Source organism: Pseudomonas sp. HMSC057H01 (genome assembly GCF_001836405.1).
Taxonomy (GTDB): domain Bacteria; phylum Pseudomonadota; class Gammaproteobacteria; order Pseudomonadales; family Pseudomonadaceae; genus Pseudomonas; species Pseudomonas aeruginosa.
On record NZ_KV828387.1, the window covers coordinates 1 to 24420 of the forward strand.

Here is a 24420-nt window from a genome sequence, read left to right on the forward strand (position 1 = left end):
TTTGCTTTTGCGCGCGGAAAAAGGCGTGCTTCCTCGCTTCTTTTCTCGACTGCGAATGCCGGCGGCGACTGTCACAATTGCCCTGGAAACTACCCATCCTGCATGAAACGGATGGACGGCTACCTCCCCCAGGCGGATCGAAAACGCGCTCCAGAGGGCCTCCCGGGCCCCTCCGTGAAAGGCTGGAGCCCTTGTGTTTCCAGGCTTTTAGGGGTGTGGCAGGGCTTCTCCCAAGGCTTGCGGAAAAATGTCGGAAGGCTGATGGCATTTCATCCAACTGTCACATTCCTTTCATAGAGTCTTCATGCGGCCTGACGATACTGGCCCCCGTTCCATCCAACCCCATCCTGTCCAAGGAGCAAGGCATGAAACTCAAGCGTTTGATGGCGGCCCTGACGTTCGTCGCCGCAGGCGTAGGCGCCGCTTCCGCGGTAGCCGCGATCGACCCGGCGCTGCCGGAATATCAGAAAGCCAGCGGTGTGTCGGGCAACCTGTCGAGCGTCGGCTCCGACACTCTGGCCAACCTGATGACCATGTGGGCCGAGGAGTACAAGCGCCTCTATCCGAACGTGAACATCCAGATCCAGGCTGCCGGCTCTTCTACCGCGCCGCCGGCCCTGACCGAAGGCACCGCCAACCTGGGCCCGATGAGCCGCAAGATGAAGGACGTCGAGCTGCAGGCTTTCGAGCAGAAGTACGGCTATAAGCCGACCGCCGTCCCGGTCGCTGTCGACGCCCTGGCGATCTTCGTGCACAAGGACAACCCGATCAAAGGCCTGACCATGCAGCAGGTCGATGCGATCTTCTCCGCTACCCGCCTGTGCGGCAGCAAGCAGGACGTGAAGACCTGGGGCGACCTGGGCCTGACCGGTGACTGGGCGAAGAAGCCGGTGCAACTGTTCGGCCGCAACTCGGTTTCCGGCACCTACGGCTACTTCAAGGAAGAAGCCCTGTGCAAAGGCGACTTCCGTCCGAACGTCAACGAGCAGCCGGGTTCGGCTTCCGTGGTGCAGTCGGTCAGCCAGTCGCTGAACGGCATCGGCTACTCCGGTATCGGCTACAAGACCGCCAGCGTGAAGACCGTGGCCCTGGCCAAGAAGGAAGGCGCTGCCTTCGTCGAGGACAACGAGCAGAACGCCCTGAACGGCACCTACCCGCTGTCGCGCTTCCTCTACGTCTACGTGAACAAGGCACCGAACAAGCCGCTGGATCCGCTGGAGGCTCAGTTCCTCAAGCTGGTCCTGTCCAAGACCGGCCAGCAGGTCGTGGTCAAGGACGGCTACATCCCGCTGCCGGCCAAGGTGGCCGAGAAGGCGATCAAGGAACTGGGCCTGTAATCCAGTGACTTGAGCGGATGGCCCAGCGATGGGCCGTCCAGGCATGAAGGCTCTGCCGGCGGGCGCTAGGACCCGCCGGCCTTTCCCGCCAGCGAGGCTCTGCTGGCGGGCTTTGTTGCGTCATGTTGCTGTCATCTGTCTGTCATACAGAGCCTTTAGGGTGTCACCCCATGAACGACATGGCCAACTCCCCGATGAACTCCTCCCTTGCTCCCGAGCGGATTGACTTCAATACGCCAGCCCTGCAACGCAAGCGCCGCATCCGTGCCCTCAAGGACCGCCTGACCCGCTGGTACGTGCTGGTCGGCGGCCTGGCCGTGCTGGCGGCGATCACCCTGATCTTCTTCTACCTGGCCTACGTCGTGCTCCCGCTGTTCCGCGGCGCCGACCTGGAGACCCGCGAAGCGCTGACTCCGGCCTGGATGCAGCAGGCGCAGGTGCCCCTGCTGCTCAGCATCGAGGAGCAGAACCAGGTGGCCATGCGCGTTGGCGGCCAGGGCGAGATCCTCTTCTTCAACGCCAAGACCGGCGTCGAACTGAAGCGTGTCGCTCTGCCGCTTCCGGCGGGCAGCGAGATCCGCTCGATCGCCCAAGACCAGCCGGGCAGCCCGACGGTCGCCCTGGGCCTGTCCAACGGACAGGTGCTGGTGTTCCAGCACACCTACAAGGTCACCTACCCGGACAACAAGAAGACCATCACCCCGGAGATCGCCTTCCCCTACGGCGAGACCCCGATCGGTCTCGATCCGCAGGGCCGCCCGCTGGAGCATGTGAGCATCAATGCCGGCGACGACAGCCTGCTGCTGGCTGGCTCCGTCGACAAGCAACTGCTGCTGTTGAGCATGACTCGCGAAGAGAACATGCTGACCGGCGAAAGCACGCTGGACGAGGAGCGCATCGAACTCCCGCAGATCGCCGAACCGGTGAAAGCCATCTACCTCGACCCGCGCAAGCAGTGGCTGTACGTGATCAACGGACGTGCCACCGCCGATGTGTTCGACCTGCACAGCCGCCAGTTGAACGGTCGCTACAAGCTGCTGGAAGACCCCAACGCCGAGGTCACCGCGAGCACCCAGCTGTTGGGCGGCATCTCGCTGCTGGTGGGCGATTCCAAGGGTGGCATCGCCCAGTGGTTCATGGCTCGCGATACCGACGGCGAACCGCGCCTGTCGCACGTTCGCGACTTCAACCTGGATGGCGCGCCGATCAGCGCCATCGCTCCGGAACAACGGCGCAAGGGCTTCATCGCCCTGGACGAGAAGGGCAACCTCGGCGTCTTCCACAGCACGGCGCACCGTACCCTGCTGGTCCAGCCGGTCGCCGACTCTTCCGGGGTCATCACCCTGTCGCCGCGGGCCAACCGCCTGCTGCTGGAGCAGGGTGGCAAGATCCACCGCTTCGCCCTGAGCAACCCGCACCCGGAAATCTCCTGGAGCGCGCTCTGGGGCAAGGTCTGGTACGAGAGCTACGACAAGCCGGCCTACGTCTGGCAGTCCACCGCCGCGACCACCGACTTCGAACCGAAGCTGAGCCTCTCGCCGCTGACCTTCGGCACGCTCAAGGCCGCCTTCTACGCGATGATCCTGGCAGCTCCGCTGGCCATCGCGGCCGCCGTCTACACCGCCTATTTCATGGCTCCGGCGATGCGCCGCAAGGTCAAGCCGGTGATCGAGCTGATGGAGGCGCTGCCGACGGTGATCCTCGGCTTCTTCGCCGGCCTGTTCCTGGCACCCTACGTCGAAGGCCACCTGCCGGGGGTATTCAGCCTGCTGTTGCTGACGCCGCTGGGCATCCTTCTCGCCGGCCTGCTCTGGAGCCGCCTGCCCGAGCGTATCCGCCTGAGCCTGCCGGCCGGCTGGGAAGCCGCGCTGCTGATCCCGGTGGTGCTCGCCGTCGGCGCCTTCGCCCTGTGGCTGAGCCCGCACCTGGAGACCACCTTCTTCGGCGGCGACATGCGCCTCTGGTTGAGCCACGACCTGGGCATCACCTACGACCAGCGAAATGCCCTGATCGTCGGGCTGGCAATGGGCTTCGCGGTGATCCCGAATATCTTCTCGATCGCCGAAGACGCCATCTTCAGCGTGCCGCGCAGCCTTACCTACGGCTCCCTGGCCCTGGGCGCCACGCCCTGGCAGACGCTGACCCGCGTGGTGATCCTGACCGCCAGCCCAGGCATCTTCTCGGCGCTGATGATCGGCATGGGCCGCGCCGTCGGCGAGACCATGATCGTGCTGATGGCGACCGGCAATACCCCGGTGATGGAACTGAACATCTTCGAAGGCATGCGCACCCTGGCAGCCAACGTCGCGGTGGAGATGCCCGAGTCGGAGGTCGGCGGCAGCCACTACCGCGTGCTGTTCCTCTCGGCGCTGGTACTGCTGACGTTCACCTTCGTGATGAACACCCTGGCAGAGCTGATCCGTCAGCGTCTGCGCAAGAAATACGCGTCGTTGTAAGCGGCGGAGGTATAGCTCTGTGAAACAGAAACAGGAAACCGTCAAAGCCTGGTTCGGCAGCGGCTCGCCCTGGGTGTGGATGAACGCCGGCGCGGTGTCGATCGCGGTGATCATGACCATCGGCCTGCTGGCGGTGATCGCGGTACGCGGCCTCGGCCACTTCTGGCCGGCGAACGTCATCGAGGCGACTTACCAGATCCCTGGCGAAGCCGCCAAGACCGTGATCGGCGAGGTGGTCCAGGCCGAGGAAGTGCCGCGCGCGCGCCTGCGCAGCGCCGGCATGCCGGTCCCGGAGGCCGGCCCCGAATTCATGACCCGCGAGCTGCTCAAGCTGGGCAACCGCGAGCTTTACGGCAGCGATTTCTCCTGGGTCGTCGGCGAGTGGCTGCAGGACATCAAGCGTCCCGAAGCGCTGATGGTTCTCGAACGCCGCGAGTGGGGCAACTTCTACGGCTACCTGCTGAGCGTCAAGGAGAACGGCCAGGTGGTCGCCGAAGGCGACGCCGCGGTAGGCGAACTGCAGAAGCGCATGCAGCGGGTGGATGACCTCTACGCCAAGCTCTACAAGCTGGAGAAGGGCGACATCGGCGGGATCAACCACGGTCTCGAGCGCCTGCGCCTGAAAGAGCGCAAGTTGCAGTTGGACGGCAAGCTGGACGCCGCCGCCCAGGCCGACCTGGCCGCCGAGCGCAGCGAGTTGCAGGCGCGCTACAAGGTCCTGGAAGAGCAGCTCAACGGCCTGCACCAGGAGTTCAACCGCGACAGCGTGGTAATGCGCGACGCCAGCGGCCGCGAGAGCGAAATCACCCTTGGCAAGCTGGTGCATGCCTACCAGCCCAACGCCATGGGCCTGGGCACCAAGATGACGGTGTACTTCAAGAAGCTCTGGGAGTTCCTCAGCGACGATCCGCGCGAGGCCAATACCGAGGGCGGTATCTTCCCGGCGATCTTCGGCACCGTGATGATGACCCTGGTGATGGCGCTGATCGTCACCCCGTTCGGCGTGATCGCTGCGGTCTACCTGCGCGAGTACGCCAAGCAGGGGCCGCTGACCCGGGTGATCCGCATCGCCGTGAACAACCTCGCCGGCGTACCGGCGATCGTCTACGGCGTGTTCGGCCTGGGCTTCTTCGTCTACGTGCTGGGCGGTTCCATCGACCGGCTGTTCTTCCCCGAGGCCCTGCCGGCGCCGACCTTCGGTACCCCCGGACTGTTCTGGGCCTCGCTGACCCTGGCGATCCTCGCCGTGCCGGTGGTGATCGTCGCCACCGAGGAAGGCCTGGCGCGGATTCCGCGCGCGGTCCGCGAAGGCTCCCTGGCGCTCGGCGCGACCAAGGCGGAAACGCTGTGGAAGATCGTCCTGCCGATGGCCAGCCCGGCGATGATGACCGGCCTGATCCTCGCCGTGGCTCGTGCCGCCGGCGAAGTGGCGCCGCTGATGCTGGTCGGCGTGGTGAAACTGGCACCGTCGCTGCCGGTCGACGGTAACTATCCGTACGTGCATCTCGACCAGAAGATCATGCACCTCGGTTTCCATATCTACGACGTCGGTTTCCAGAGCCCCAACGTCGAGGCCGCACGGCCGCTGGTATACGCTACGGCGTTGCTGCTGGTCGTGGTGATCGCCCTGCTGAACTTCTCCGCCATCGCGATCCGCAATCGCCTGCGCGAGAAGTACAAGGCCCTGGAAAACTGATTGAGGGAGCTTCCCATGCAAAACGAGACCGCCAGCCACGGCATCAACTTCGATGCGCTCGGCCGCGACCGCCAGAGCCTCGACCTGGCTTCCGAAAGTGTCGAACTGGAAGTGCCCGGGCTGAACCTGTTCTACGGCGCCAAGCAGGCCCTGTTCGACGTCCGGATGAACATTCCGAAGCAGCGCGTGACCGCCTTCATCGGCCCGTCCGGCTGCGGCAAGTCGACCCTGCTGCGCTGCTTCAACCGGATGAACGACCTGGTGGACGGCTGCCGCGTCGAAGGCGAGATCCGCCTCGATGGCCACAACATCTTCGCCAAGGGCGTCGACGTCGCCGAGCTGCGCCGTCGCGTCGGCATGGTGTTCCAGAAGCCCAACCCGTTCCCCAAGAGCATCTACGAGAACGTGGTCTACGGCCTGCGTATCCAGGGCATCAACAAGAAGCGCGTACTTGACGAGGCCGTCGAGTGGGCGCTGAAGGGGGCTGCGCTGTGGGAGGAGGTGAAGGATCGCCTGCACGAGTCCGCCCTCGGCCTGTCCGGTGGCCAGCAGCAGCGCCTGGTGATCGCCCGGACCATCGCGGTGGAACCGGAAGTGCTGCTGCTCGACGAGCCGTGCTCGGCGCTGGACCCGATCTCCACGCTGAAGATCGAAGAGCTGATCTACGAGTTGAAGTCGAAGTTCACCATCGTCATCGTTACCCACAACATGCAGCAGGCCGCGCGGGTTTCCGACTATACGGCGTTCATGTACATGGGCAAGCTGATCGAGTTCGGCGACACCGATACGCTGTTCACCAACCCGGCGAAGAAGCAGACCGAAGACTACATCACCGGCCGCTACGGCTAGCGGCGCGTCCGGAGGCGCGGCGATACCGCTGCCTCCGGCGCTCTCCGTAGCTCGTTGATGTCACCGGTCGCAGCGGCTCCAGAAGGATTCCCCACATGATCAACAAAGACAGTCTCACCCATCACATCTCCCAGCAGTTCAACGCCGAGCTGGAGGATGTGCGCAGCCACCTCCTGGCCATGGGCGGGCTGGTGGAAAAGCAGGTCAACGACGCGGTCAACGCGCTGATCGATGCCGACTCCGGCCTCGCCCAGCAGGTCCGCGAGATCGACGACCAGATCAACCAGATGGAGCGCAACATCGACGAGGAGTGCGTGCGTATCCTCGCCCGGCGTCAGCCGGCGGCCTCCGACCTGCGCCTGATCATCAGCATCTCGAAGTCGGTGATCGACCTCGAGCGGATCGGCGACGAGGCCTCCAAGGTCGCCCGCCGCGCCATCCAGCTGTGCGAGGAAGGCGAGTCGCCGCGCGGCTACGTCGAGGTTCGGCACATCGGCAGCCAAGTGCAGAGGATGGTGCAGGAGGCACTGGACGCCTTTGCCCGCTTCGATGCCGACCTGGCGCTGTCCGTGGCACAGTACGACAAGACCGTCGATCGCGAATACAAGACCGCCCTCCGCGAGCTGGTCACCTACATGATGGAAGACCCGCGGGCGATATCCCGCGTGCTCAACATCATCTGGGCCCTGCGCTCGCTGGAGCGCATCGGCGACCATGCGCGCAACATCGCCGAGCTGGTGATCTACCTGGTTCGCGGCACCGACGTTCGTCACATCGGCCTGACCCGCATGAAGGAAGAGGTCGAGAACAACCGCGGCGAGTGATCTTCCGCAGGCAAGGCTCCCTTGACCTGGAGCCTTGTTTCTTCGCGCGACTGCAGCAAGGCTTGGCATCCTGCCAGCAGGGGAGGCTATCCTAGGCGAACCTGTCCAGGAGAAGTCGATGAGCAAAGTCAGCGCGCTAGTGGTGGATGACGCCCCCTTCATCCGAGATCTGATGAAGAAAGGGTTGCGCGACAACTTCCCCGGCCTTCATATCGAGGAGGCCGTGAACGGCCGCAAGGCCCAGCAACTGCTCAGTCGGCAGAACGTCGACCTGATCCTCTGCGACTGGGAGATGCCGGAGATGTCCGGCCTCGAACTGCTGACCTGGTGCCGTGCCCAGGAAAACCTCAAGACTACCCCGTTCATCATGGTCACCAGTCGCGGCGACAAGGAGAACGTGGTCCAGGCGATCCAGGCCGGGGTGTCGGACTACATCGGCAAGCCATTCTCCAATGACCAGCTGGTGGCCAAGATCAAGAAGGCCCTGAGCCGCAGCGGCAAGCTGGAAGCCCTGGCGGCCCACGCGCCGCGCCGGGAGATCGCCAGCGGCATGGCCAACGATTCGCTGGCCGCTCTGACCGGCGGTCGCGCCGAGGTGATCAAGCCCGCCGCCAGTCCGGCAAAACCGGCCCCCGCCCCGAAGCCGGCTTCGGCTCCCCAGGCCAGCGCGCGTCCCGCCGGCAGCGGCAACCCGCTGGGCCAGGCGCAATTGCGCCTGCCGCAGAGCAGCATGCCCTGCGTGATCAAGGCGGTCAGCCTGAAGGAAGCGCAACTGGTGGTGAAGCGCGCCGACCCGCTGCCGCAGGTGCTGGAAAGCGCGGTGCTGGACCTCGAGGAAAACAGCGACGTGGCGCGCCTGAACGGCTACCTGCACGCCATCGCCGCGCTGGAGCCGAAGCCGGATAGCGATTGGCTGCTGCTGACCCTGCGTTTCGTCGACCGCGACCCGCAGAAGCTCGACTACCTGTCGCGCCTGATCGCCCGCGGAAGTACCCAGAAGCACTACGTTCCCGGCGCCTGAGCGGTTTTTTTCCCGACGATCCGTTCACAGCCCGCTCGCTGTCGTCTCGCCCTGGCAATAAAGCGCTGCTAGTCTTGCCGATTCGGGATAACCAGAACGACACGATCCGTGCAGTCATGCTAGGGCGCCTTCTCCTTCTCTGTGGCCTGTTCGCCGCGGCAGCTCCGGCTGCGGCCCTGACCATCTACAAGTACACCGACGCCAATGGCGTGGTGACCTACTCCGACCGCGCCGTGGCCGGGGCGCAGGTGTTCGTCTTCCGCGACCGGATGGTCGAGCACCTGGAACGGGAAGTGAAGCTGGAGACGAAGAAGCACGCGGGTGGCGAGACCCTGCAGGTGCGCAACGACCTCTACGCGCCGGTCGAGGTCGAGTTGCGGATCCGCAACCCGCGCAATGCCGTCGGGGTGCCCGACGGGCCGATTCGCTGGGTGGTCCCGGCGCGCAGCCAGATGCGCCTGGCGACCCTGGCGCCGCGCAAGGCCGGCAAGCCGATGAGCTACACGCCGAAGCTGCGCTATGCGCTCGGCGACCCGCGCCAGCAGCCGCTGCTCTATCGCTATCCGCTGCCCTGGCGCGGCGGGCCGTTCCGCCTGTCCCAGGGCGCCAATGGCAAGTACAGCCACTTCACCCCCAAGGGCCGCTACGCGATGGACATCGCCATGCCCGAGGGCACGCCGATCATCGCCGCCCGCGGCGGCACCGTGGTGAAGATCGAGAACAACCAGAGTGGGCGCGGCAACAATCCCTCGGGCAACTTCGTCCGCATCCTGCACGACGACGGCACCATGGGCGTCTACCTGCACCTGATGCGCCACTCGGTGCTGGTCGCCGAGGGCCAGCGGGTCCAGGTCGGCACGCCGCTGGCGCGCTCCGGCAACACCGGCAACAGCAGCGGGCCGCACCTGCACTTCGTGATCCAGCGCAACGTCGGCCTGGCGCTGGAGTCGATTCCCTACGACTTCGCCCAGCCGGTCGACAGCCTGCCGAACTTCGCCATCGTCCGCGAGCCTTGAAAAGTCGCCGGCGCCGTGGCGGCGCCGGCTCGTCTCAGTCGAGCTTGACCACCTTGGCCAGGACGATCTTCGGACCGCGCATCTTCTTCACGATGATCCGCAGGCCCTCGGTGTCGAGGACTTCCTCTTCCTCCGGCACCCGCTTCAGGGTGTCGTAGACCAGCCCGGCGAGAGTGTCCGCCTCGACATGATCGAGGTCGATGCCGAGCAGGCGCTCGAGCTTGAACAGCGGTGTGTCGCCGCGCACCAGCAGCTTGCCCGGCTGGTAGGCGAGGATGCCGCGCTCGGTCTTGCGGTGTTCGTCCTGGATGTCGCCGACCAGCACTTCCAGCACGTCCTCCATGGTCAGGAAGCCGACCACCTTGTGATCGGCCTCTTCCACCACGGCGAAGTGCGCGCCGCCCTTGCGGAACTGCTCCAGCAGGCGCGACAGCGGGGTGTGCTTGGTGACGATCTCCAGCGGGCGCACCAGTTCGTCGAGGTCGAAGGTCTCCGGCAGGCTGTCCAGGGCGGACAGTGCCAGCAGCAGGTCCTTGATGTGCAGCAGGCCGATGAACTCGCCCTTGTGGCTGTCCCAGACCGGGTAGCGGCTGTACTTGTGGCGGCGGATCACCGCGAGGATGTCCGCCAGCGGCGCGTCGTGCTCGAGGTAGACCAGGTCTTCGCGGGAGTTGGCCCAGTCGACCACCTCCAGCTCGCCCAGCTCCACCGCCGAGGCCAGCACGCGCATGCCCTGGTCGCTGGGGTCCTGGGCGCGGCTGGAGTGGAGAATCAGCTTCAGTTCGTCGCGGCTGTAGTGATGCTCGTGGTGCGGGCCGGGCTCGCCCTGGCCGGCGATCTTGAGGATGGCGTTGGCGCTGGCGTTGAGCAGCCAGATCGCCGGGTACATCAGCCAGTAGAAGAGGTACAGCGGCACCGCCGTCCACAGCGACAGCAGTTCCGGCTTGCGGATCGCCCAGGACTTGGGCGCCAGCTCGCCGACCACGATGTGCAGGTAGGAAATGATGAAGAACGCGGTGAAGAAGGAGATCCCGCGGATCAGTTCGTCGGAATGCACGCCGATCATCGCCAGCAGCGGTTCCAGGAGTTCGGCGAAGGCCGGCTCGCCGACCCAGCCCAGGCCCAGGGAGGCCAGGGTGATGCCCAACTGGCAGGCGGACAGGTAGGCGTCCAGCTGGTTGTGTACCTTGCGCAGGATGGCGCCGCGCCAGCCGTGCTGCTTGGCGATGGTTTCCACGCGGGTGGCGCGGAGCTTGACCATGGCGAACTCGGCGGCGACGAAGAAGCCGTTGAGCAGGACGAGGAAAAGCGCAAAGAGGATCAGGCCGGCATCGGCGAAATAGGTGGCGATGCTGGTACTAGGAGAAGGGTCCATGGGGGTGTGCGGTAGCCAAAAGGCCCTTAAGAATGAGGGGCTGTGTCGTCGCTTGCAAGCCTTGGCCGTGCCGACGCCGGCGGCGCGGCACCGCGACGAGGCTCACTTCGACGCCTTGCGCTCGGCCTCGGCGACCTGTGCCGGGGCGAAATGGCAGGTGAAGGTGCTGCCCTTGCCGGGCACGCTGCTGATTTCCAGGCGCGCGCGGTGGCGGATCAGCACGTGCTTGACGATGGCCAGGCCGAGGCCGGTGCCGCCGGTGTTGGAGGCGCGGCTGGAGTCCACCCGGTAGAAGCGCTCGGTCAGGCGCGGCAGGTGCTTGGGATCGACGCCGATACCGGTGTCCTGCACCGACAGGTGCGCGCCCTGTTCGTCGGCCCACCAGCGGATGCGGATCTCGCCCTCGTCGGGGGTGTACTTCACCGCGTTGAATACCAGGTTGGAGAAGGCGCTGCGCAGTTCCGCCTCGCTGCCCTTGAGCTGCACCGCGGGTGTGGCGTCCAGGCTGATGCGGTGGTTGCGCCCGGCGGACAGGGCCTGGGCGTCGTTGCGGATGCTGGCGAGGAGAGCGTCCACCGCCACCGGCTTGTTGTCGCCGGGGTATTCGGTGGCCTCCAGCTTGGCCAGCAGGAGCAGGTCGTTGAGCAGGTTCTGCATGCGTCCGGCCTGCTGCTGCATCTGTTGCAGGGCGCGCAGCCAGCGCGGGTTCACATCCTCGACGTTGTCGAGGAGGGTCTCCAGGTAGCCGGCGATCACCGTCAGCGGCGTGCGCAGCTCGTGGGAGACGTTGGCCACGAAGTCCTTGCGCATCTGCTCCAGCTGGTGGACGCGGGTGACGTCGCGGACCAGCATCAGGTGCTCGCGGTTGCCGTAGAGGGTGATGTGGAATTGCAGGCGCAGGCGCTCGTTGATCGGCGAGGGGATTTCCAGCGGCTCGCGGTAATCCTCCTGGTCGAAGTATTCCTTGAAGCGCGGATGGCGGATCAGGTTGCTCACCGGCTGGCCACCGTCCTGCGGGGTCTTCAGGCCGAGCAGGTTTTCCGCGGCGAGGTTCCACCATTCCAGGTTGCCGTCGCTGTCGAGCATGATCACCGCGTCACGCAGGGCCGCGGTGGACTCCTGGATCCGGTCGATCACCGCCTGCAGGCGGCCACGGGCGCGCTGGTTGCGGCGTTGCAGGTGGTAGATATTGTCGAAGACTTCGCCCCAGAGGCCGTAGCTGTCCGGCGGTGGCTCGTCTGGCTGGTGGTTGCGCAGCCACTGGTGCAGGCGCAGTAGCTGCCAGAGGGTCCAGCCGAGGTAGAGAGCCAGGCCGAGGGCCAGGGCCCAGCCGTAATGGCCGCTGACCACGCCGAGCACGAGGCTGGCGGCCAGCACGAGAAGCAGGTGGCGGATCAGCGCTCCACGCCAGTCTTGGTTCACGACGGATTGCATCCTGTCCAGTGGCGGTCCGTCACGGACCGTCCAGGGGAAACGACTCCGGCCGCCGGGCGGCCGGGCGCGGGGTCAGCTCTTGGTGGAGAAACGATAGCCGGTCCCGCGGACAGTCTGAACCAGATTTTCGTAGACCTCGCCGAGCGCCTTGCGCAGGCGGCGGATATGCACGTCGACGGTGCGCTCCTCGACATAGACGTTGCCGCCCCAGACCTGGTCGAGCAGTTGGCCGCGGGTATAGGCGCGTTCCTGGTGAGTCATGAAGAACTGCAGCAGGCGGTACTCGGTGGGGCCCATCTCGGCCGGCTTGCCGTCGATGGTCACGCGGTGGCTGATCGGGTCCAGCAGCAGGCCGCCGACCTCGATCGGCGCCTCGCTGTCGCCAGGCCCGGTGCGGCGCAGCACGGCCTTCAGGCGGGCGACCAGCTCGCGGGGCGAGAACGGCTTGGTGATGTAGTCGTCGGCACCGACCTCCAGGCCCTGGATCTTGTTGTCCTCCTCGCCCTTGGCGGTGAGCATGATGATCGGGATGTCGACGGTCAGTTCGTCACGCTTCAGGCGTCGCGCCAGTTCGATGCCGGAAGTGCCGGGGAGCATCCAGTCGAGCAGGATCAGGTCCGGCTTGCGGTCGACGATCACCGCGTGCGCCTGCTGGGTATTTTCCGCCTCCAGGCACTCGTAGCCGGCCATCTCCAGGGCCACGGCGATCATCTCGCGAATCGGTGCTTCGTCATCAACGATGAGGATTGTCTTGCCAACCATGGTCTTGCCTCGGGTCGATCTGTCTTGCGCCGCATTAGATAACGAAATTGTGTCAGGTATGTGACACAACGGCGTAGTTTCCGCCGACTGCCCGCAGCGGGGCTATGCTCAACAGGTTCCGGTGCCGTCCCTGCGGGCGGCGAACGCTCCACCTGAAGACACAGGAGAGAGACGCGATGAACAGAATCCACCTGGCGCTGGGTCTGGCGCTGGCCCTGCCGGCGTTCGCCGCGCTGGCCCAGGAAACGGTGGCGCCGGCCACCGAGAAGGACGGCGTGCTGGTCGATGGCAAGGGCATGACGCTCTATACCTACGACAAGGACAGCGAAGGGCAATCCGCCTGTTCCGGGCAGTGCGCGAAGAACTGGCCGCCGCTGGCAGCGGCCCAGGGAGCGCAGGCCAGCGGCGACTGGAGCCTGGTCGCTCGCGAGGACGGCACCCAGCAGTGGGCCTACTACGGCAAGCCCCTTTATACCTTCATCCAGGACAAGAAGCCTGGCGACAAGAACGGTGACGGCAAGATGGGCGCCTGGCACGTCGCCCAGCCGGACATGGACTAGACGGTCGCCGGCCTGCGCGCCGCTCAACGCAGCGCGTAGTCGGCGACCGTGCCGAGGAAGATCGCCAGGCCAGCCCAGTGGTTGTGCAGGAAGGCGCGGAAGCAGGCCTGCGGGTCGCGGTCGCGGGTCGACCAGGCTTCCCAGACGAAGCAGGCCGCCGCCACCGCCAGGCCGAGGTAGAAGTACAGGCCCAGTTCGAAGCGGCTGCCGGCCAGCGCCAGCAGGAGCAGGGTCAGGCCCTGCAGGCTGCCGATGATCAGGCGGTCGGCATCGCCGAAGAGGATCGCGGTGGACTTGATGCCGATCTTCAGGTCGTCCTCGCGGTCGGTCATCGCGTAGTAGGAGTCGTAGGCGACCGTCCATAGCACGTTGGCCAGGAACAGCAGCCAGGCGCTGGCCGGCAGTTCACCGCGCTCGGCGGTGAAGGCCATCAGGATGCCCCAGGAATAGGCGGCGCCCAGCACCACCTGCGGATAGTAGGTGTAGCGCTTCATGAAGGGGTAGAGCGAGGCCACGGCTACCGCGCCGAACGATAGCCAGACGGTCGTTGCGTTGGTCAGCAGGACCAGGCCGAAGCTCAGCGCGACCAGGACGGCGAAGGTGATCCAGGCCTCGCGCACGCTGATCTTGCCGGTGGCCAGCGGGCGCGCCTTGGTGCGTGCGACGTGGCCGTCGAAATTGCGGTCGGCGAAATCGTTGATCACGCAGCCGGCGGCGCGCATCAGGATGACGCCGAGGACGAAGATCAGCAGGTTCTTCAGCTCCGGCACGCCGTCCGCGGCGATCCACAGCGACCAGAGGGTCGGCCAGAGCAGCAGGTAGATGCCGATCGGCCGGTCCAGCCGCACCAGTTGGACGAAGTCCCAGGCGCGGGGGTGCAGGCGGGCCAGCGGCTTGATCAGGGTGACGAACATGGGGACCTCCGGAGTCGACCGGGGGATTATACGTCGGCGATTCCCGCCTGGTCCCACAGGCTCGGTAGGAACACCTCCGCCACCAGCACCCCGAGCGCGCCGCGGGAAAACCGTGAGCGACGGCCCCAGAGACCCTCGGCGCGGACCTCGGCGGGCAGACCGGCCGCCGGATAGCGGCAGACTTCGATGGGCCCGCGCTCGAAGGCGCTGTCGCTGAACAGCAACTCGCCCAGCGAGCGGGTGCCGAGCAGCGCCAGGTCGAAGCCCGAGCCTTCCAGGGCGCTGCGCGCCGCCACGCTGCGGGCGAACACCCAGGGACGGTCGTGGCCATGCAGGTAGACCTCGCGGACCCAGCCGCTACTGCCGGGAGGGACGTCGAGCCCCTGGCATTCGTCGTCGCGCAGGGTCTGCCAGCCTTCCAGCAGGGGTTCGACGCGGAACGCGCCGTCGGCCAGGGCGGTCAGGCGCCGGGTCAGCGACCCTTCGTCGAACAGCCAGTCGAGGACGGTGGGGGAGACGCTGGACAGTTGGTCGGCGCGAAGCCAGAGCGCATTGCTGGGCATGACGGGACTACGAGACGGCGGCAGAAGGCGGCGAGGGTAGCACGTTCGGTCGGCGGCCGGTCTGCGACGCGGTGGCGCGTCACCCCCAGCCGTTCAGGCGCAGGGTGGCGCGGACCAGGCGCTGTTCTTCCTGCTCGATCTCCCGCAGGTTGTCGCGGATGCTGTGGATATGTTCGCGCGCCGCCCGTTGCGCCTGGTCCGGCTGGCGCTCGCGGAGGGCCGCGTAGAGGCGCGCGTGCTGGCGGTCGATCTGGCGTTTCTGCGGCGGCCGGTGATAGAGGTTGTTCACCGAGGCGAACACCGTGCTCAGCAGCAGTTCGTTGAGCGATTGCAGGGTATGCACCAGCACCGGATTGTGCGATGCCTCGCTGATCGCCCGGTGGAACGCGTGGTCGCGGCGGGCGTGCTCGCGGGGATCGATCGGCTGGACTTCCTCGTGGCTGGCGAGCATCTCTTCGTAGCGTCGGGCGAGCAGGACGAAGTCTGCCTCGGTGCCGCGTAGCGCTGCCAGGCGGGCCGCCTCGCCCTCCAGCAGGGCGCGGACTTCGAGCAGGTCGTAGAGGGTGCGCGGCTGGGAGCCGAACAGGTGCATCAGCGGGCTGGCGTCGGCGTTGCGGTCGAGATCGGCGACGAACGACCCACGGCCATGCTCGGTGTCGATGATGCCGCGCCCGCGCAGCGCCCGCAGGCCCTCGCGCAGGGCCGAGCGCGAGCAGCCGAGCTTGGCCACCAGGCGCCGCTCGGACGGCAGTGCCTGGCCGACCTTGAGCACGCCGTCGACGATCAGCCGCTCGATACGCTCTGCGACCTGGTCGGCCACCCGCTGTTTCTGCATGGAAGCTCCCGTTGCACTGGTAGGACCAGTTGGCTGTCGTTACTCACTATAGAAGCTCAGGGACTTTCTAGCATGCGCCTCATGCCCATGGCTCCTGGTGATACTGGTAGGACCAGTTAGACGCCTGCTGGACCCTGGCGTCCGCGCGGTACAGGCTGTGGACGCTTGCTGATCCCGCCGACAACCACAACAAGGACAGCCGCCATGAACATCCTCTACGACGAGCGTCTGGACGGTCCGCTGCCGCAGGTGGACAAGGATGGCCTGCTGGCCGAGTTGCGCCTCCGCCTGCCCGACCTCGAACTGCTGCACGCCGCGGAAGACCTGCGTCCCTACGAGTGCGACGGACTCTCGGCGTATCGCTGCACGCCGTTGCTGGTGGCATTGCCGGAACGCATCGAACAGGTTCAGGGCCTGCTCGCCCTCTGCCATCGGCTGAAGGTGCCGGTCGTGGCGCGCGGTGCCGGCACCGGCCTGTCCGGCGGCGCGCTGCCGCTGGAGAACGGCGTGCTGCTGGTGATGGCGCGTTTCCGGCGGATCCTCGAGATCGATCCGCTGGGTCGTTTCGCCCGGGTCCAGCCTGGCGTGCGCAACCTGGCGATCTCCCAGGCCGCTGCCCCTCATGGTCTGTACTACGCACCGGACCCGTCCTCGCAGATCGCCTGCTCCATCGGCGGCAATGTCGCGGAGAACGCCGGCGGCGTGCATTGCCTGAAGTACGGCCTGACCGTGCACAACCTGTTGCAGGTGGACATCGTGACCCTGGAAGGCGAGCGCCTGAGCCTGGGGTCCAGCGCCCTGGACAGCGCCGGCTTCGACCTGCTGGCGCTGTTCACCGGCTCCGAAGGGCTGCTCGGCGTGGTGGTGGAGGTCACCGTCAGGCTGTTGCCGCGCCCGCCGGTGGCGAAGGTCCTGCTGGCCAGCTTCGACGATGTGGAAAGCGCCGGGCGGGCGGTGGCCGACCTGATCGGTGCCGGCATCGTCCCGGCCGGGCTGGAAATGATGGACAACCTGTCGATCCGCGCCGCCGAGGACTTCATCCATGCCGGCTATCCGGTCGACGCGGCGGCGATCCTGCTCTGCGAACTGGATGGCGTGGAAGCCGACGTGCACGAGGATTGCGAGCGGGTCCGCGAGCTGTTCGAGGCGGCTGGCGCCACATCGGTGCGACAGGCCCAAGACGAGGCCGAGCGCCAGCGCTTCTGGGCCGGGCGCAAGAATGCGTTTCCGGCGGTCGGGCGGATTTCCCCCGATTACTACTGCATGGACGGCAGCATCCCGCGCCGCGAGCTGCCGCGGGTGCTGCATGGCATCGCCGAGCTTTCGCGCGAATACGGCCTGCGGGTGGCCAACGTATTCCACGCCGGCGACGGCAACATGCACCCGCTGATCCTCTTCGACGCCAACCTGCCGGGCGAGCTGGAGCGCGCCGAAGCGCTGGGCGGCAGGATCCTCGAGTTGTGCGTGGCGGTAGGCGGCAGCATCACCGGCGAACATGGCGTCGGCCGCGAGAAGATCAACCAGATGTGCGCTCAGTTCAATGCCGACGAGCTGACCCTGTTCCACGCCGTGAAGGCGGCGTTCGACCCGGCCGGGCTGCTCAATCCCGGCAAGAACGTGCCCACCCTGCATCGCTGCGCCGAGTTCGGCGCCATGCACGTCCACCACGGTCGACTGCCGTTCCCCGAACTGGAGCGTTTCTGATGAGCCAGCCGTATTTCGATCCGGACGCTGGCGCCGACCATGCCGGCGCGCTGCTCGAGCGGGTCCGCGACGCCCTGGCGCGGCGCGCGCCGCTGCGCATCGTCGGCGGCGATAGCAAGGCGTTCCTCGGCAGGCCGGTCGCGGGCGAACCGCTGGCGCTCGCCGAACACCGCGGGATCGTCGCCTACGATCCCTGCGAGCTGGTGATCACCGCCCGCGCCGGTACGCCGCTGGACGAGCTACAGGCCGTGCTGGCGCGGGGCGGGCAGATGCTTGCCTGCGAGGCGCCGGGTTTCGGCGGCCGGGCGACCGTCGGCGGGGTGCTCGCCAGCGGCCTGTCCGGACCGCGCCGGCCCTGGGCGGGAGCGGTACGCGATTTCGTCCTCGGCACGCGGCTGATCAGTGGCCTGGGCACCCACCTGCGCTTCGGCGGCGAGGTGATGAAGAACGTCGCCGGCTACGACCTGTCGCGGTTGCTGGCGGGCAGCTTCGGTTGCCTCGGGGTGGTCACCGAAGTGTCCTTCAAGGTGCTGCCCATGCCGCGCTGCCAGGCCGGCCTGAGCCTGGACCTGCCGGTGGCGACGGCGTTGCGCAAGCTGGCCGAGTGGGGAGGCCAGCCATTGCCGATCAGTGCGGCCTGCCACGACGGCGAAGCCCTGCGCCTGCGCCTGGAGGGCGGCGAGGGCTCGGTACGCTCGGCGCGCGACCGCCTCGGTGGCGAAGCGCTCGAGGACGGCTTCTGGGCCGACCTGCGCGAGCAGCGCCTGCCGTTCTTCGACGACCCGCGACCGCTCTGGCGCCTGTCGCTGCCGGCGCTGGCGCCGGAGACGCCGTTGCCCGGTCGTCAGTTGCTGGACTGGGGCGGGGCGCTGCGCTGGCTGAAGAGCGACGCGCCGGCCGCGGACATCCGCGCGTGGACCGCCGCCCATGGCGGCCACGCCACCTGCTACCGCGCCGGCCATCTCGATGCGCCGTTCCAGCCGCTACCGCCTGGACTGCTCGACCTGCACCGGGCACTCAAACGCCAGCTCGACCCGCAGGGCATCTTCAATCCCGGGCGGATGTACGCCGAACTCTGAGGAGGCGCGATGCAAACCAACCTCTGCGATTCCGCCCGGCAACGCGCCGAGGCCGCCGAAGCCGAGCGCATCCTGCGCAGCTGCGTGCACTGCGGTTTCTGCAACGCCACCTGCCCGACCTACCAGGAGCTGGGCGACGAACTCGACGGCCCGCGCGGACGGATCTACCTGATCAAGCAGTTCCTCGAGCGCGACGAGGCCAGCGAGCGCACCCGCCTGCACCTCGATCGCTGCCTGAGCTGCCGCAACTGCGAAACCACCTGCCCATCCGGAGTCGAGTACCACAAGCTGCTGGATATCGGCCGCGACCTCCTCGCCGAACGCCTGCCGCGCGGCTTCCGGCAACGCCTGCTGCGCGACGTGCTGCGCCTGCTGGCCCCGCGCCCGGGGTTGTTCGGCGTGCTGGCCGGCGCTGCCGGGCGGCTGAGGCCTCTGCTGCCTGAGGCGATGCAGGGCAAGCTGCCACGTCGGGTCGCGGCGCCGGGCAGGCGGCCGCAGCCCCGGCATGCGCGGCGCGTGCTGCTGCTCGAAGGTTGCGTGCAGCCGGCGCTGTCGCCGAATACCAACGCCGCCGCCGCGCGGGTTCTGGACCGCCTGGGAATCAGCGTGACGCCGGCGGCCGCGGCCGGCTGCTGCGGCGCGCTGGATTTCCACCTGGATGCGCAGGAGCGCGGCCGCCAGCGCGCGCGGCGCAATATCGACGCCTGGTGGCCGTTGCTGCGCGAGGGTGCCGAGGCCATCGTGCAGACCGCCAGCGGCTGCGGCGCCTTCGTCAAGGACTACGCCTACCTGCTGCGCGACGACCCACGGTACGCGGACAAGGCGCGCGAGGTCGCCGCCGCTGCCCGCGACCTGGTGGAAGTGCTTCGCGACGAGCCGCTGGAGTCCCTCGGCCTGCGCTGCGACCAGCGCCTGGCATTCCACTGCCCATGCACACTGCAGCACGCGCAACGACTGGGCGGGGCCGTGGAGGCGGTGCTGCGGCGACTGGGCTTCCATCTCACCGAGGTGGCCGACGGTCATCTCTGCTGCGGCTCCGCCGGCACCTACTCGCTGACCCAGCCGGCGCTGTCCCGGCGTCTGCGCGACAACCGCCTGGACGCCCTGGAAAGCGGCGCGCCGGATGTCATCGCCACGGCCAACGTCGGTTGCCAGGCCCATCTCGACGGGGCCGGACGGACCCCGGTACGCCACTGGATCGAGCTGCTCGACCAGGCCTTGCCCGGAGGAGAGTGAAACCATGCACAGCAAGCCGGTACTCGGCCGCGAGGAGGTCGCCCGCGTCCTTGGCGCGGCCCGCGAGGAGGCACAGCGCCAAGGCTGGGCGGTGAGCATCGCGGTGGTCGACGACGGCGGCCACCCGCTGGCGCTGGAGCGCCTCGACGGCTGCGCGCCGATCGGTGCCTACATCGCGACGGAAAAGGCCCGCAGCGCCGCCCTCGGGCGCCGGGAAACGAAGCGCTACGAGGACATGATCAACGGCGGACGCAGTGCCTTCCTCTCGGTGCCGCTGCTGCAGGCCACCCTGGAGGGCGGCGTGCCGATCCTGGTGGACGGACAGGTGGTCGGCGCGGTCGGGGTTTCCGGCGTACGCGCCGAAGAGGACGCCCGGGTGGCGCGGATCGGAGCCGAGGGGCTGTGAGGCGACCGGTGGGCACCACCCATCTTTGGTTGGCCCGTTCGGCACCACCTTGCCTTTCGGGCAGGTTGGCGGACAGGGTGGATTTGTTATAGGTTGCCGGCGCTGAACCGTGGTAACCCGCCCGAGGTAAACAATGAAGAAGTGGCAATGCGTGGTGTGTGGACTGATCTATGACGAGGCCAAAGGCTGGCCGGAAGAAGGCATCGAGGCGGGAACGCGCTGGGAAGACGTGCCTGAAGACTGGCTGTGCCCCGACTGCGGCGTCGGCAAGCTGGACTTCGAGATGATCGAAATCGGCTGAGCCCCGCTCGCCGGCGAAGAAGGCGGCCCTGGCCGCCTTTTTTCATGCCTGGCCAGCGGCCGTCCAGGGGTTATCCTTGGGGCTTGGGTCCGGTCATTGACTGTCCTGCCGGGAACGCCCGGCAGCCTTGCCGTTGGCCGGCCACCGACGCTGAGCTAGGTTCGACGAACGAGGAGGGTGGCTATGCGCAAGTGGCAATGCGTGGTCTGCGGCTTCATCTACGACGAAGCCCTGGGCCTGCCCGAAGAAGGCATTCCGGCGGGAACCCGTTGGGAGGACATCCCGGCGGACTGGGTCTGCCCGGACTGCGGTGTCGGCAAGATCGATTTCGAGATGATCGAGATCGCCTGAGCGAAATCCACAGAAGCGGCGCCCGGCGCCGGCAATCACAGAGGAACGGAAATGAGCGAGCGTGCGCCCCTGGTAATCATCGGAACCGGCCTGGCGGGCTACAACCTGGCCCGCGAGTGGCGCAAGCTGGACGGCGAGACGCCGCTGCTGATGATCACCGCCGACGACGGCCGTTCCTATTCCAAGCCGATGCTCTCTACCGGCTTCTCGAAGAACAAGGACGCCGACGGCCTGGCCATGGCCGAACCGGGCGCCATGGCCGAGCAACTGAACGCGCGCATCCTGACCCATACCCGGGTCACCGGTATCGATCCGGGCCATCAGCGGATCTGGATCGGCGAGGAAGAGGTGCGTTATCGCGACCTGGTCCTGGCCTGGGGCGCGGAGCCGATCCGGGTGCCGGTCGAGGGCGATGCCCAGGACGCGCTCTACCCGATCAACGACCTGGAAGACTACGCGCGCTTCCGCCAGGCGGCTGCCGGCAAGCGCCGGGTACTGCTGCTCGGTGCGGGGCTGATCGGTTGCGAATTCGCCAACGACCTCTCCAGCGGCGGCTACCAGCTCGACGTGGTGGCGCCTTGCGAGCAGGTCATGCCGGGCCTGCTCCACCCGGCCGCGGCAAAGGCCGTGCAGGCCGGCCTGGAAGGCCTCGGCGTGCGCTTCCACCTGGGGCCGGTGCTGGCCAGCCTGAAGAAGGCCGGCGAGGGGCTGGAAGCGCATCTTTCGGATGGCGAGGTGATTCCCTGCGACCTGGTCGTCTCCGCCGTCGGCCTGCGTCCGCGCACCGAACTGGCCTTCGCCGCCGGGCTGGCGGTCAACCGCGGGATCGTCGTCGACCGCTCGCTGCGCACCTCCCACGCCAACATCTACGCGCTGGGCGACTGCGCCGAAGTGGACGGCCTCAACCTGCTCTATGTGATGCCGCTGATGGCTTGCGCACGCGCGCTGGCGCAGACCCTCGCCGGCAACCCCAGCCAGGTGGCCTACGGTCCCATGCCGGTGACGGTGAAGACCCCGGCCTGCCCGCTGGTGGTGTCGCCGCCGCCGCGCGGAATGGATGGCCAATGGCTAGTGGAAGGCTCTGGAACGGACCTCAAGGTCCTGTGCCGGGATACCGCTGGTCGAGTGATCGGTTATGCCCTGACCGGAGCGGCGGTGAACGAAAAATTGGCCCTGAACAAAGAGTTACCCGGCCTCATGGCTTGAATGCCATTGGCTCCGGCCGTTATGCCGTCGAGACTTGCGGCAAAATTGTCGGACGATACTGGCGCAGTCCTCGGGAGCATGCCATCCTCCATCGCGTCTACCGCAGTCTAGAGCCTATGGTTCCGGTGGACTGCGGTGCCTTTGAGCGCTGCTGGGAAGACAGCACGGACACAAAAACAACAAACCGTCAAAGAGGCAACTATGCGTAAACCAGAACTAGCCGCCGCTATCGCCGAAAAGGCCGATCTCACCAAGGAACAGGCCAATCGCGTTCTCAACGCCCTGTTGGATGAAATCACCGGCGCGCTGAACCGCAAGGACAGCGTGACCCTGGTCGGTTTCGGCACCTTCCTGCAACGCCATCGCGGAGCCCGCACGGGGAAGAACCCGCAGACCGGCCAGCCGGTGAAGATCAAGGCCAGCAACACCGTCGCCTTCAAGCCGGGCAAGGCCCTGCGCGACGCGGTCAACTGACCGCCGAGAGCCCGGAGTCAGAGCGGCTCCGGGCTTCGTCGAAGACGCTTCCGCGCTCATCGAAAGGACAGCTGTAGTCCTCCTCGCGAACAGCTACAATGCGCCGCTCATCTCCCCGGATATCGAGGCGCGTGCATGAAATTTCGTCTTCTCCTGTGGATGCTTGGTCGCCTGATGGCCAAGGCCAGCCGCGACAATCCCGCTTTCCAGAAGCAGCTCGAGGGCAAGGACCTGGTGTTCCAGTTGCATACCCTCGATGGCAAGGTGGCGCGCCACTACCTGGTCAGGGACCTGCGCGTCAGCAGCAAGCGCGGTACCCATCCGCAACCGGCATTTTCCCTGGGGTTCAAGGACGGAGCCTACGGTTTCGCCGCGATGACTTCGAAGAACCCGCAGTTGGCCTTCATGCAGGGCATCCAGAACAAGGACATCCAGATACAGGGCAATCCGGCGCTGGTGATCTGGTTCCAGGGTCTGGTGAAGTACCTCAAGCCGAAGAAGAAGGCGCCGGAGAAGAAAGCCGCCTGAGGGCGGCTTTCGATCTCATCCGGGCTGCGGCCGCAGCCTTTCGGTAGTGCGTTTCGCAGCGGACTACCCGGTCACCCCGGCAAGCGATTGAACTGGGCCGCCAGTTCGCGCAGGGCCGCTTCCGCTTCCAGCACCTTTTTCACGGCGTCCCCGGCCTTCTCTGGGGTGATCCCCAGGCGCTCGTACAATGCCGCCGGAATCGCTTGCTGCGGGCCATCGCCGATGCCGCTGTTGCGCAGCAACCGGTTGGTCAGGCAGATCAGGTTGGCGTAGACCGCGTTCGGCCCGGTGTAGCTGGGGGCCTGCTGGAAGCGCAGGGCGCAATAGAGGTCGTCAGGCATGTCCCAGACGCGCATCAGCCAGGCGCCGATCTGCTCGCGGGTGATCCCCAGCAGGTGCTGTTCGATATAGGCATGGCCGAGGTGCGGGTTGACCTCCAGGTGCCGGCAGATCAGCGAGAAATGCGGCGGGAAGACATGCGCCAGGACCAGGTAGCCGAAATTGTGCAGCAGGCCGCCCAGGTAGCTCAGGCCGGACTCCGGGCGCAGTTCGCGCGGCATGGCGCGGGTCAGGCCCTCGATCACCGCGGCGGTGTAGATCGCCTGCTGCCAGTAGGGCGTGGCCTGCTGCGGCTGGTCCTTGGGCAGGCTCAGGCTCTTGCCCAGGGCGAGGCCGAGAGCCAGGTTGATCACCAGGTCGAAACCGAGGACGCGGACGATCGCGTCTTCCACCGAGCGGATCTTGCCCGGCGCGGCGTAGTAGGGCGAGGCCGCCCAACTGACCACCTGGGCGGCGAGCGCCGGATCGGTTTCCACCAGGCCGGTGATGTCGTCGACGCTGGCGTTGGGGTCGACCCGCAGCTTGATGATCTTCTGCGCCGTCTGCGGCAGCGGTGGAATCTCGATGGTCTGCTCCAGGCGCTGCTGGATGCGCCGGGCGGTGAAGGCCTGCACGGCCTGGCTGATTTCCGCGCGGTCGTCGTCCGGGCGGTCAAGGTTCAGGTTGATGTTTTCCAGCGGTTCGCCGAAGCGCGCGGCGCTGGCCTTGCCCAGCAGGCCGCGGAAGTCGTTGCTGGCGATCTCCAGGAGGATGCCGGGCTGGCCGGACTCGATCAGCAGGCGCGGTTCCTGCAACAGGCGCTCGTCGTACAGGCAGGGCGAACTGGTCAGGGGCGGCAACGCCGGCAGGCGGTGCAGCTCGTGCTTGCCGAGCATTCGTTCCAGGCGCTCGGGCTCGATCGCCAGCAGCTTGCGGCCGGTCAGTTCGGTGAGCCGGGCAAGGTCCAGCAACTGGCTCTGCGGGAACAGCACCAGCAGGGTGCCGACGGCGTCGTCCAGCAGCACCGCCTGGACCCGGCGGGCGGCAGGCAGCTCCGCGCTGTCGCTGACCTCGCGGCAGGCGATGCCTAGCTTGGCGAGCAGCTGGAGGATGACCTGGGGGGCGTGCGGAGCATCGGCGGAGGCCAGGGCGGCTTCTGTCATGACGAGACCATG

At 66.9% G+C, this 24420-nt stretch carries 24 protein-coding genes; 17 read left to right on the plus strand and 7 right to left on the minus strand.

Going from position 1 to position 24420, the window contains the following annotated elements:
• Window positions 1–365 precede the first annotated feature (365 nt).
• The 7 genes from pstS (at window position 366) to HMPREF2581_RS03135 (ending at window position 9199) form a co-directional block, all read left to right on the plus strand.
• Window positions 366–1337 carry a phosphate ABC transporter substrate-binding protein PstS gene (gene pstS / locus HMPREF2581_RS03105; RefSeq protein WP_003096673.1) on the plus strand — a complete coding sequence of 324 codons (972 nt, stop codon included), beginning with the start codon at window positions 366–368 and terminating at the stop codon, window positions 1335–1337.
• A 422-nt stretch (window positions 1338–1759) separates the two neighbouring features.
• The gene (locus HMPREF2581_RS03110) at window positions 1760–3793 is read left to right on the plus strand and encodes an ABC transporter permease subunit (protein ID WP_003123734.1); all 2034 of its coding nucleotides are present in this window, start codon (window positions 1760–1762) and stop codon (window positions 3791–3793) included.
• Between the two features lie 19 nt (window positions 3794–3812).
• Window positions 3813–5489 (plus strand): phosphate ABC transporter permease PstA, encoded by a 1677-nt coding sequence (gene pstA / locus HMPREF2581_RS03115; RefSeq protein WP_003096667.1) that lies wholly within the window; start codon window positions 3813–3815, stop codon window positions 5487–5489.
• 15 nt (window positions 5490–5504) lie between these two features.
• The gene (gene pstB / locus HMPREF2581_RS03120) at window positions 5505–6338 is read left to right on the plus strand and encodes a phosphate ABC transporter ATP-binding protein PstB (protein ID WP_003096663.1); all 834 of its coding nucleotides are present in this window, start codon (window positions 5505–5507) and stop codon (window positions 6336–6338) included.
• A gap of 95 nt (window positions 6339–6433) precedes the next feature.
• Complete coding sequence (gene phoU, locus HMPREF2581_RS03125) at window positions 6434–7162, plus strand: phosphate signaling complex protein PhoU (protein ID WP_003142030.1); 729 nt, start codon at window positions 6434–6436, stop codon at window positions 7160–7162.
• Between the two features lie 118 nt (window positions 7163–7280).
• Window positions 7281–8183, plus strand: a complete 903-nt coding sequence (locus HMPREF2581_RS03130) for a response regulator (protein ID WP_003096657.1) — start codon at window positions 7281–7283, stop codon at window positions 8181–8183.
• Window positions 8184–8299: 116 nt separating this feature from the next.
• Window positions 8300–9199 carry a peptidoglycan DD-metalloendopeptidase family protein gene (locus HMPREF2581_RS03135; RefSeq protein ID WP_003142029.1) on the plus strand — a complete coding sequence of 300 codons (900 nt, stop codon included), beginning with the start codon at window positions 8300–8302 and terminating at the stop codon, window positions 9197–9199.
• A gap of 34 nt (window positions 9200–9233) precedes the next feature.
• On the opposite strand, the gene HMPREF2581_RS03140 is transcribed toward HMPREF2581_RS03135, so the two are convergent.
• The 3 genes from HMPREF2581_RS03140 to phoB form a co-directional block, all read right to left on the minus strand.
• On the minus strand, window positions 9234–10574 hold the full coding sequence (locus tag HMPREF2581_RS03140; RefSeq protein WP_003096655.1) for a hemolysin family protein: 1341 nt from the start codon (window positions 10572–10574) through the stop codon (window positions 9234–9236).
• A 102-nt stretch (window positions 10575–10676) separates the two neighbouring features.
• Entirely contained in the window at window positions 10677–12008 is a 1332-nt protein-coding gene (gene phoR / locus HMPREF2581_RS03145) for a phosphate regulon sensor histidine kinase PhoR (protein WP_003136283.1), read from the minus strand.
• A 72-nt stretch (window positions 12009–12080) separates the two neighbouring features.
• Window positions 12081–12770: a phosphate regulon transcriptional regulator PhoB gene (gene phoB, locus HMPREF2581_RS03150; RefSeq protein ID WP_003096653.1), complete on the minus strand. Its 690-nt coding sequence runs from the start codon at window positions 12768–12770 to the stop codon at window positions 12081–12083.
• 176 nt (window positions 12771–12946) lie between these two features.
• Here phoB and HMPREF2581_RS03155 point away from each other — a divergent pair, with 176 nt between their 5' ends.
• On the plus strand, window positions 12947–13330 hold the full coding sequence (locus tag HMPREF2581_RS03155) for a COG4315 family predicted lipoprotein (RefSeq protein WP_003096652.1): 384 nt from the start codon (window positions 12947–12949) through the stop codon (window positions 13328–13330).
• A 23-nt stretch (window positions 13331–13353) separates the two neighbouring features.
• Here HMPREF2581_RS03155 and ubiA read toward each other — a convergent pair whose 3' ends face one another.
• From ubiA to glcC, 3 genes are all read right to left on the minus strand, one after another.
• Window positions 13354–14244, minus strand: a complete 891-nt coding sequence (gene ubiA / locus HMPREF2581_RS03160) for a 4-hydroxybenzoate octaprenyltransferase (RefSeq protein ID WP_003142027.1) — start codon at window positions 14242–14244, stop codon at window positions 13354–13356.
• 26 nt (window positions 14245–14270) lie between these two features.
• Window positions 14271–14807, minus strand: a complete 537-nt coding sequence (locus tag HMPREF2581_RS03165) for a chorismate lyase (RefSeq protein ID WP_003096645.1) — start codon at window positions 14805–14807, stop codon at window positions 14271–14273.
• 79 nt (window positions 14808–14886) lie between these two features.
• Window positions 14887–15642, minus strand: a complete 756-nt coding sequence (gene glcC / locus HMPREF2581_RS03170) for a transcriptional regulator GlcC (protein ID WP_003142026.1) — start codon at window positions 15640–15642, stop codon at window positions 14887–14889.
• A 204-nt stretch (window positions 15643–15846) separates the two neighbouring features.
• On the opposite strand from glcC, the gene glcD reads away from it, so the two are divergent.
• The 9 genes from glcD to HMPREF2581_RS03215 all read left to right on the plus strand — a co-directional run bounded on the left by glcD (window position 15847) and on the right by HMPREF2581_RS03215 (window position 22927).
• Window positions 15847–17346: a glycolate oxidase subunit GlcD gene (gene glcD, locus HMPREF2581_RS03175; RefSeq protein WP_003136273.1), complete on the plus strand. Its 1500-nt coding sequence runs from the start codon at window positions 15847–15849 to the stop codon at window positions 17344–17346.
• Window positions 17346–18425, plus strand: a complete 1080-nt coding sequence (gene glcE / locus HMPREF2581_RS03180) for a glycolate oxidase subunit GlcE (protein WP_003142023.1) — start codon at window positions 17346–17348, stop codon at window positions 18423–18425. The genes glcD and glcE overlap by 1 nt, the downstream gene beginning before the upstream one ends.
• A gap of 9 nt (window positions 18426–18434) precedes the next feature.
• A complete protein-coding gene (glcF, locus tag HMPREF2581_RS03185) occupies window positions 18435–19661 on the plus strand; it encodes a glycolate oxidase subunit GlcF (RefSeq protein ID WP_003142021.1) in 1227 nt (408 codons plus the stop codon).
• A 4-nt stretch (window positions 19662–19665) separates the two neighbouring features.
• Window positions 19666–20067, plus strand: coding sequence for a heme-binding protein (locus HMPREF2581_RS03190; protein WP_003098332.1), 402 nt, complete (start codon window positions 19666–19668; stop codon window positions 20065–20067).
• 133 nt (window positions 20068–20200) lie between these two features.
• Window positions 20201–20368 (plus strand): rubredoxin, encoded by a 168-nt coding sequence (locus tag HMPREF2581_RS03195; RefSeq protein ID WP_003098330.1) that lies wholly within the window; start codon window positions 20201–20203, stop codon window positions 20366–20368.
• Window positions 20369–20551: 183 nt separating this feature from the next.
• The gene (locus HMPREF2581_RS03200) at window positions 20552–20719 is read left to right on the plus strand and encodes a rubredoxin (protein ID WP_003098329.1); all 168 of its coding nucleotides are present in this window, start codon (window positions 20552–20554) and stop codon (window positions 20717–20719) included.
• Window positions 20720–20770: 51 nt separating this feature from the next.
• Window positions 20771–21925, plus strand: a complete 1155-nt coding sequence (alkT, locus tag HMPREF2581_RS03205) for a rubredoxin-NAD(+) reductase AlkT (protein ID WP_003114369.1) — start codon at window positions 20771–20773, stop codon at window positions 21923–21925.
• A gap of 201 nt (window positions 21926–22126) precedes the next feature.
• On the plus strand, window positions 22127–22399 hold the full coding sequence (locus HMPREF2581_RS03210; RefSeq protein WP_003096630.1) for an HU family DNA-binding protein: 273 nt from the start codon (window positions 22127–22129) through the stop codon (window positions 22397–22399).
• Window positions 22400–22534: 135 nt separating this feature from the next.
• Entirely contained in the window at window positions 22535–22927 is a 393-nt protein-coding gene (locus tag HMPREF2581_RS03215) for a hypothetical protein (protein ID WP_003096629.1), read from the plus strand.
• A gap of 71 nt (window positions 22928–22998) precedes the next feature.
• On the opposite strand, the gene HMPREF2581_RS03220 is transcribed toward HMPREF2581_RS03215, so the two are convergent.
• The gene (locus HMPREF2581_RS03220) at window positions 22999–24408 is read right to left on the minus strand and encodes an aminoacyl-tRNA deacylase and HDOD domain-containing protein (RefSeq protein WP_003142017.1); all 1410 of its coding nucleotides are present in this window, start codon (window positions 24406–24408) and stop codon (window positions 22999–23001) included.
• Window positions 24409–24420: the final 12 nt, after the last annotated feature.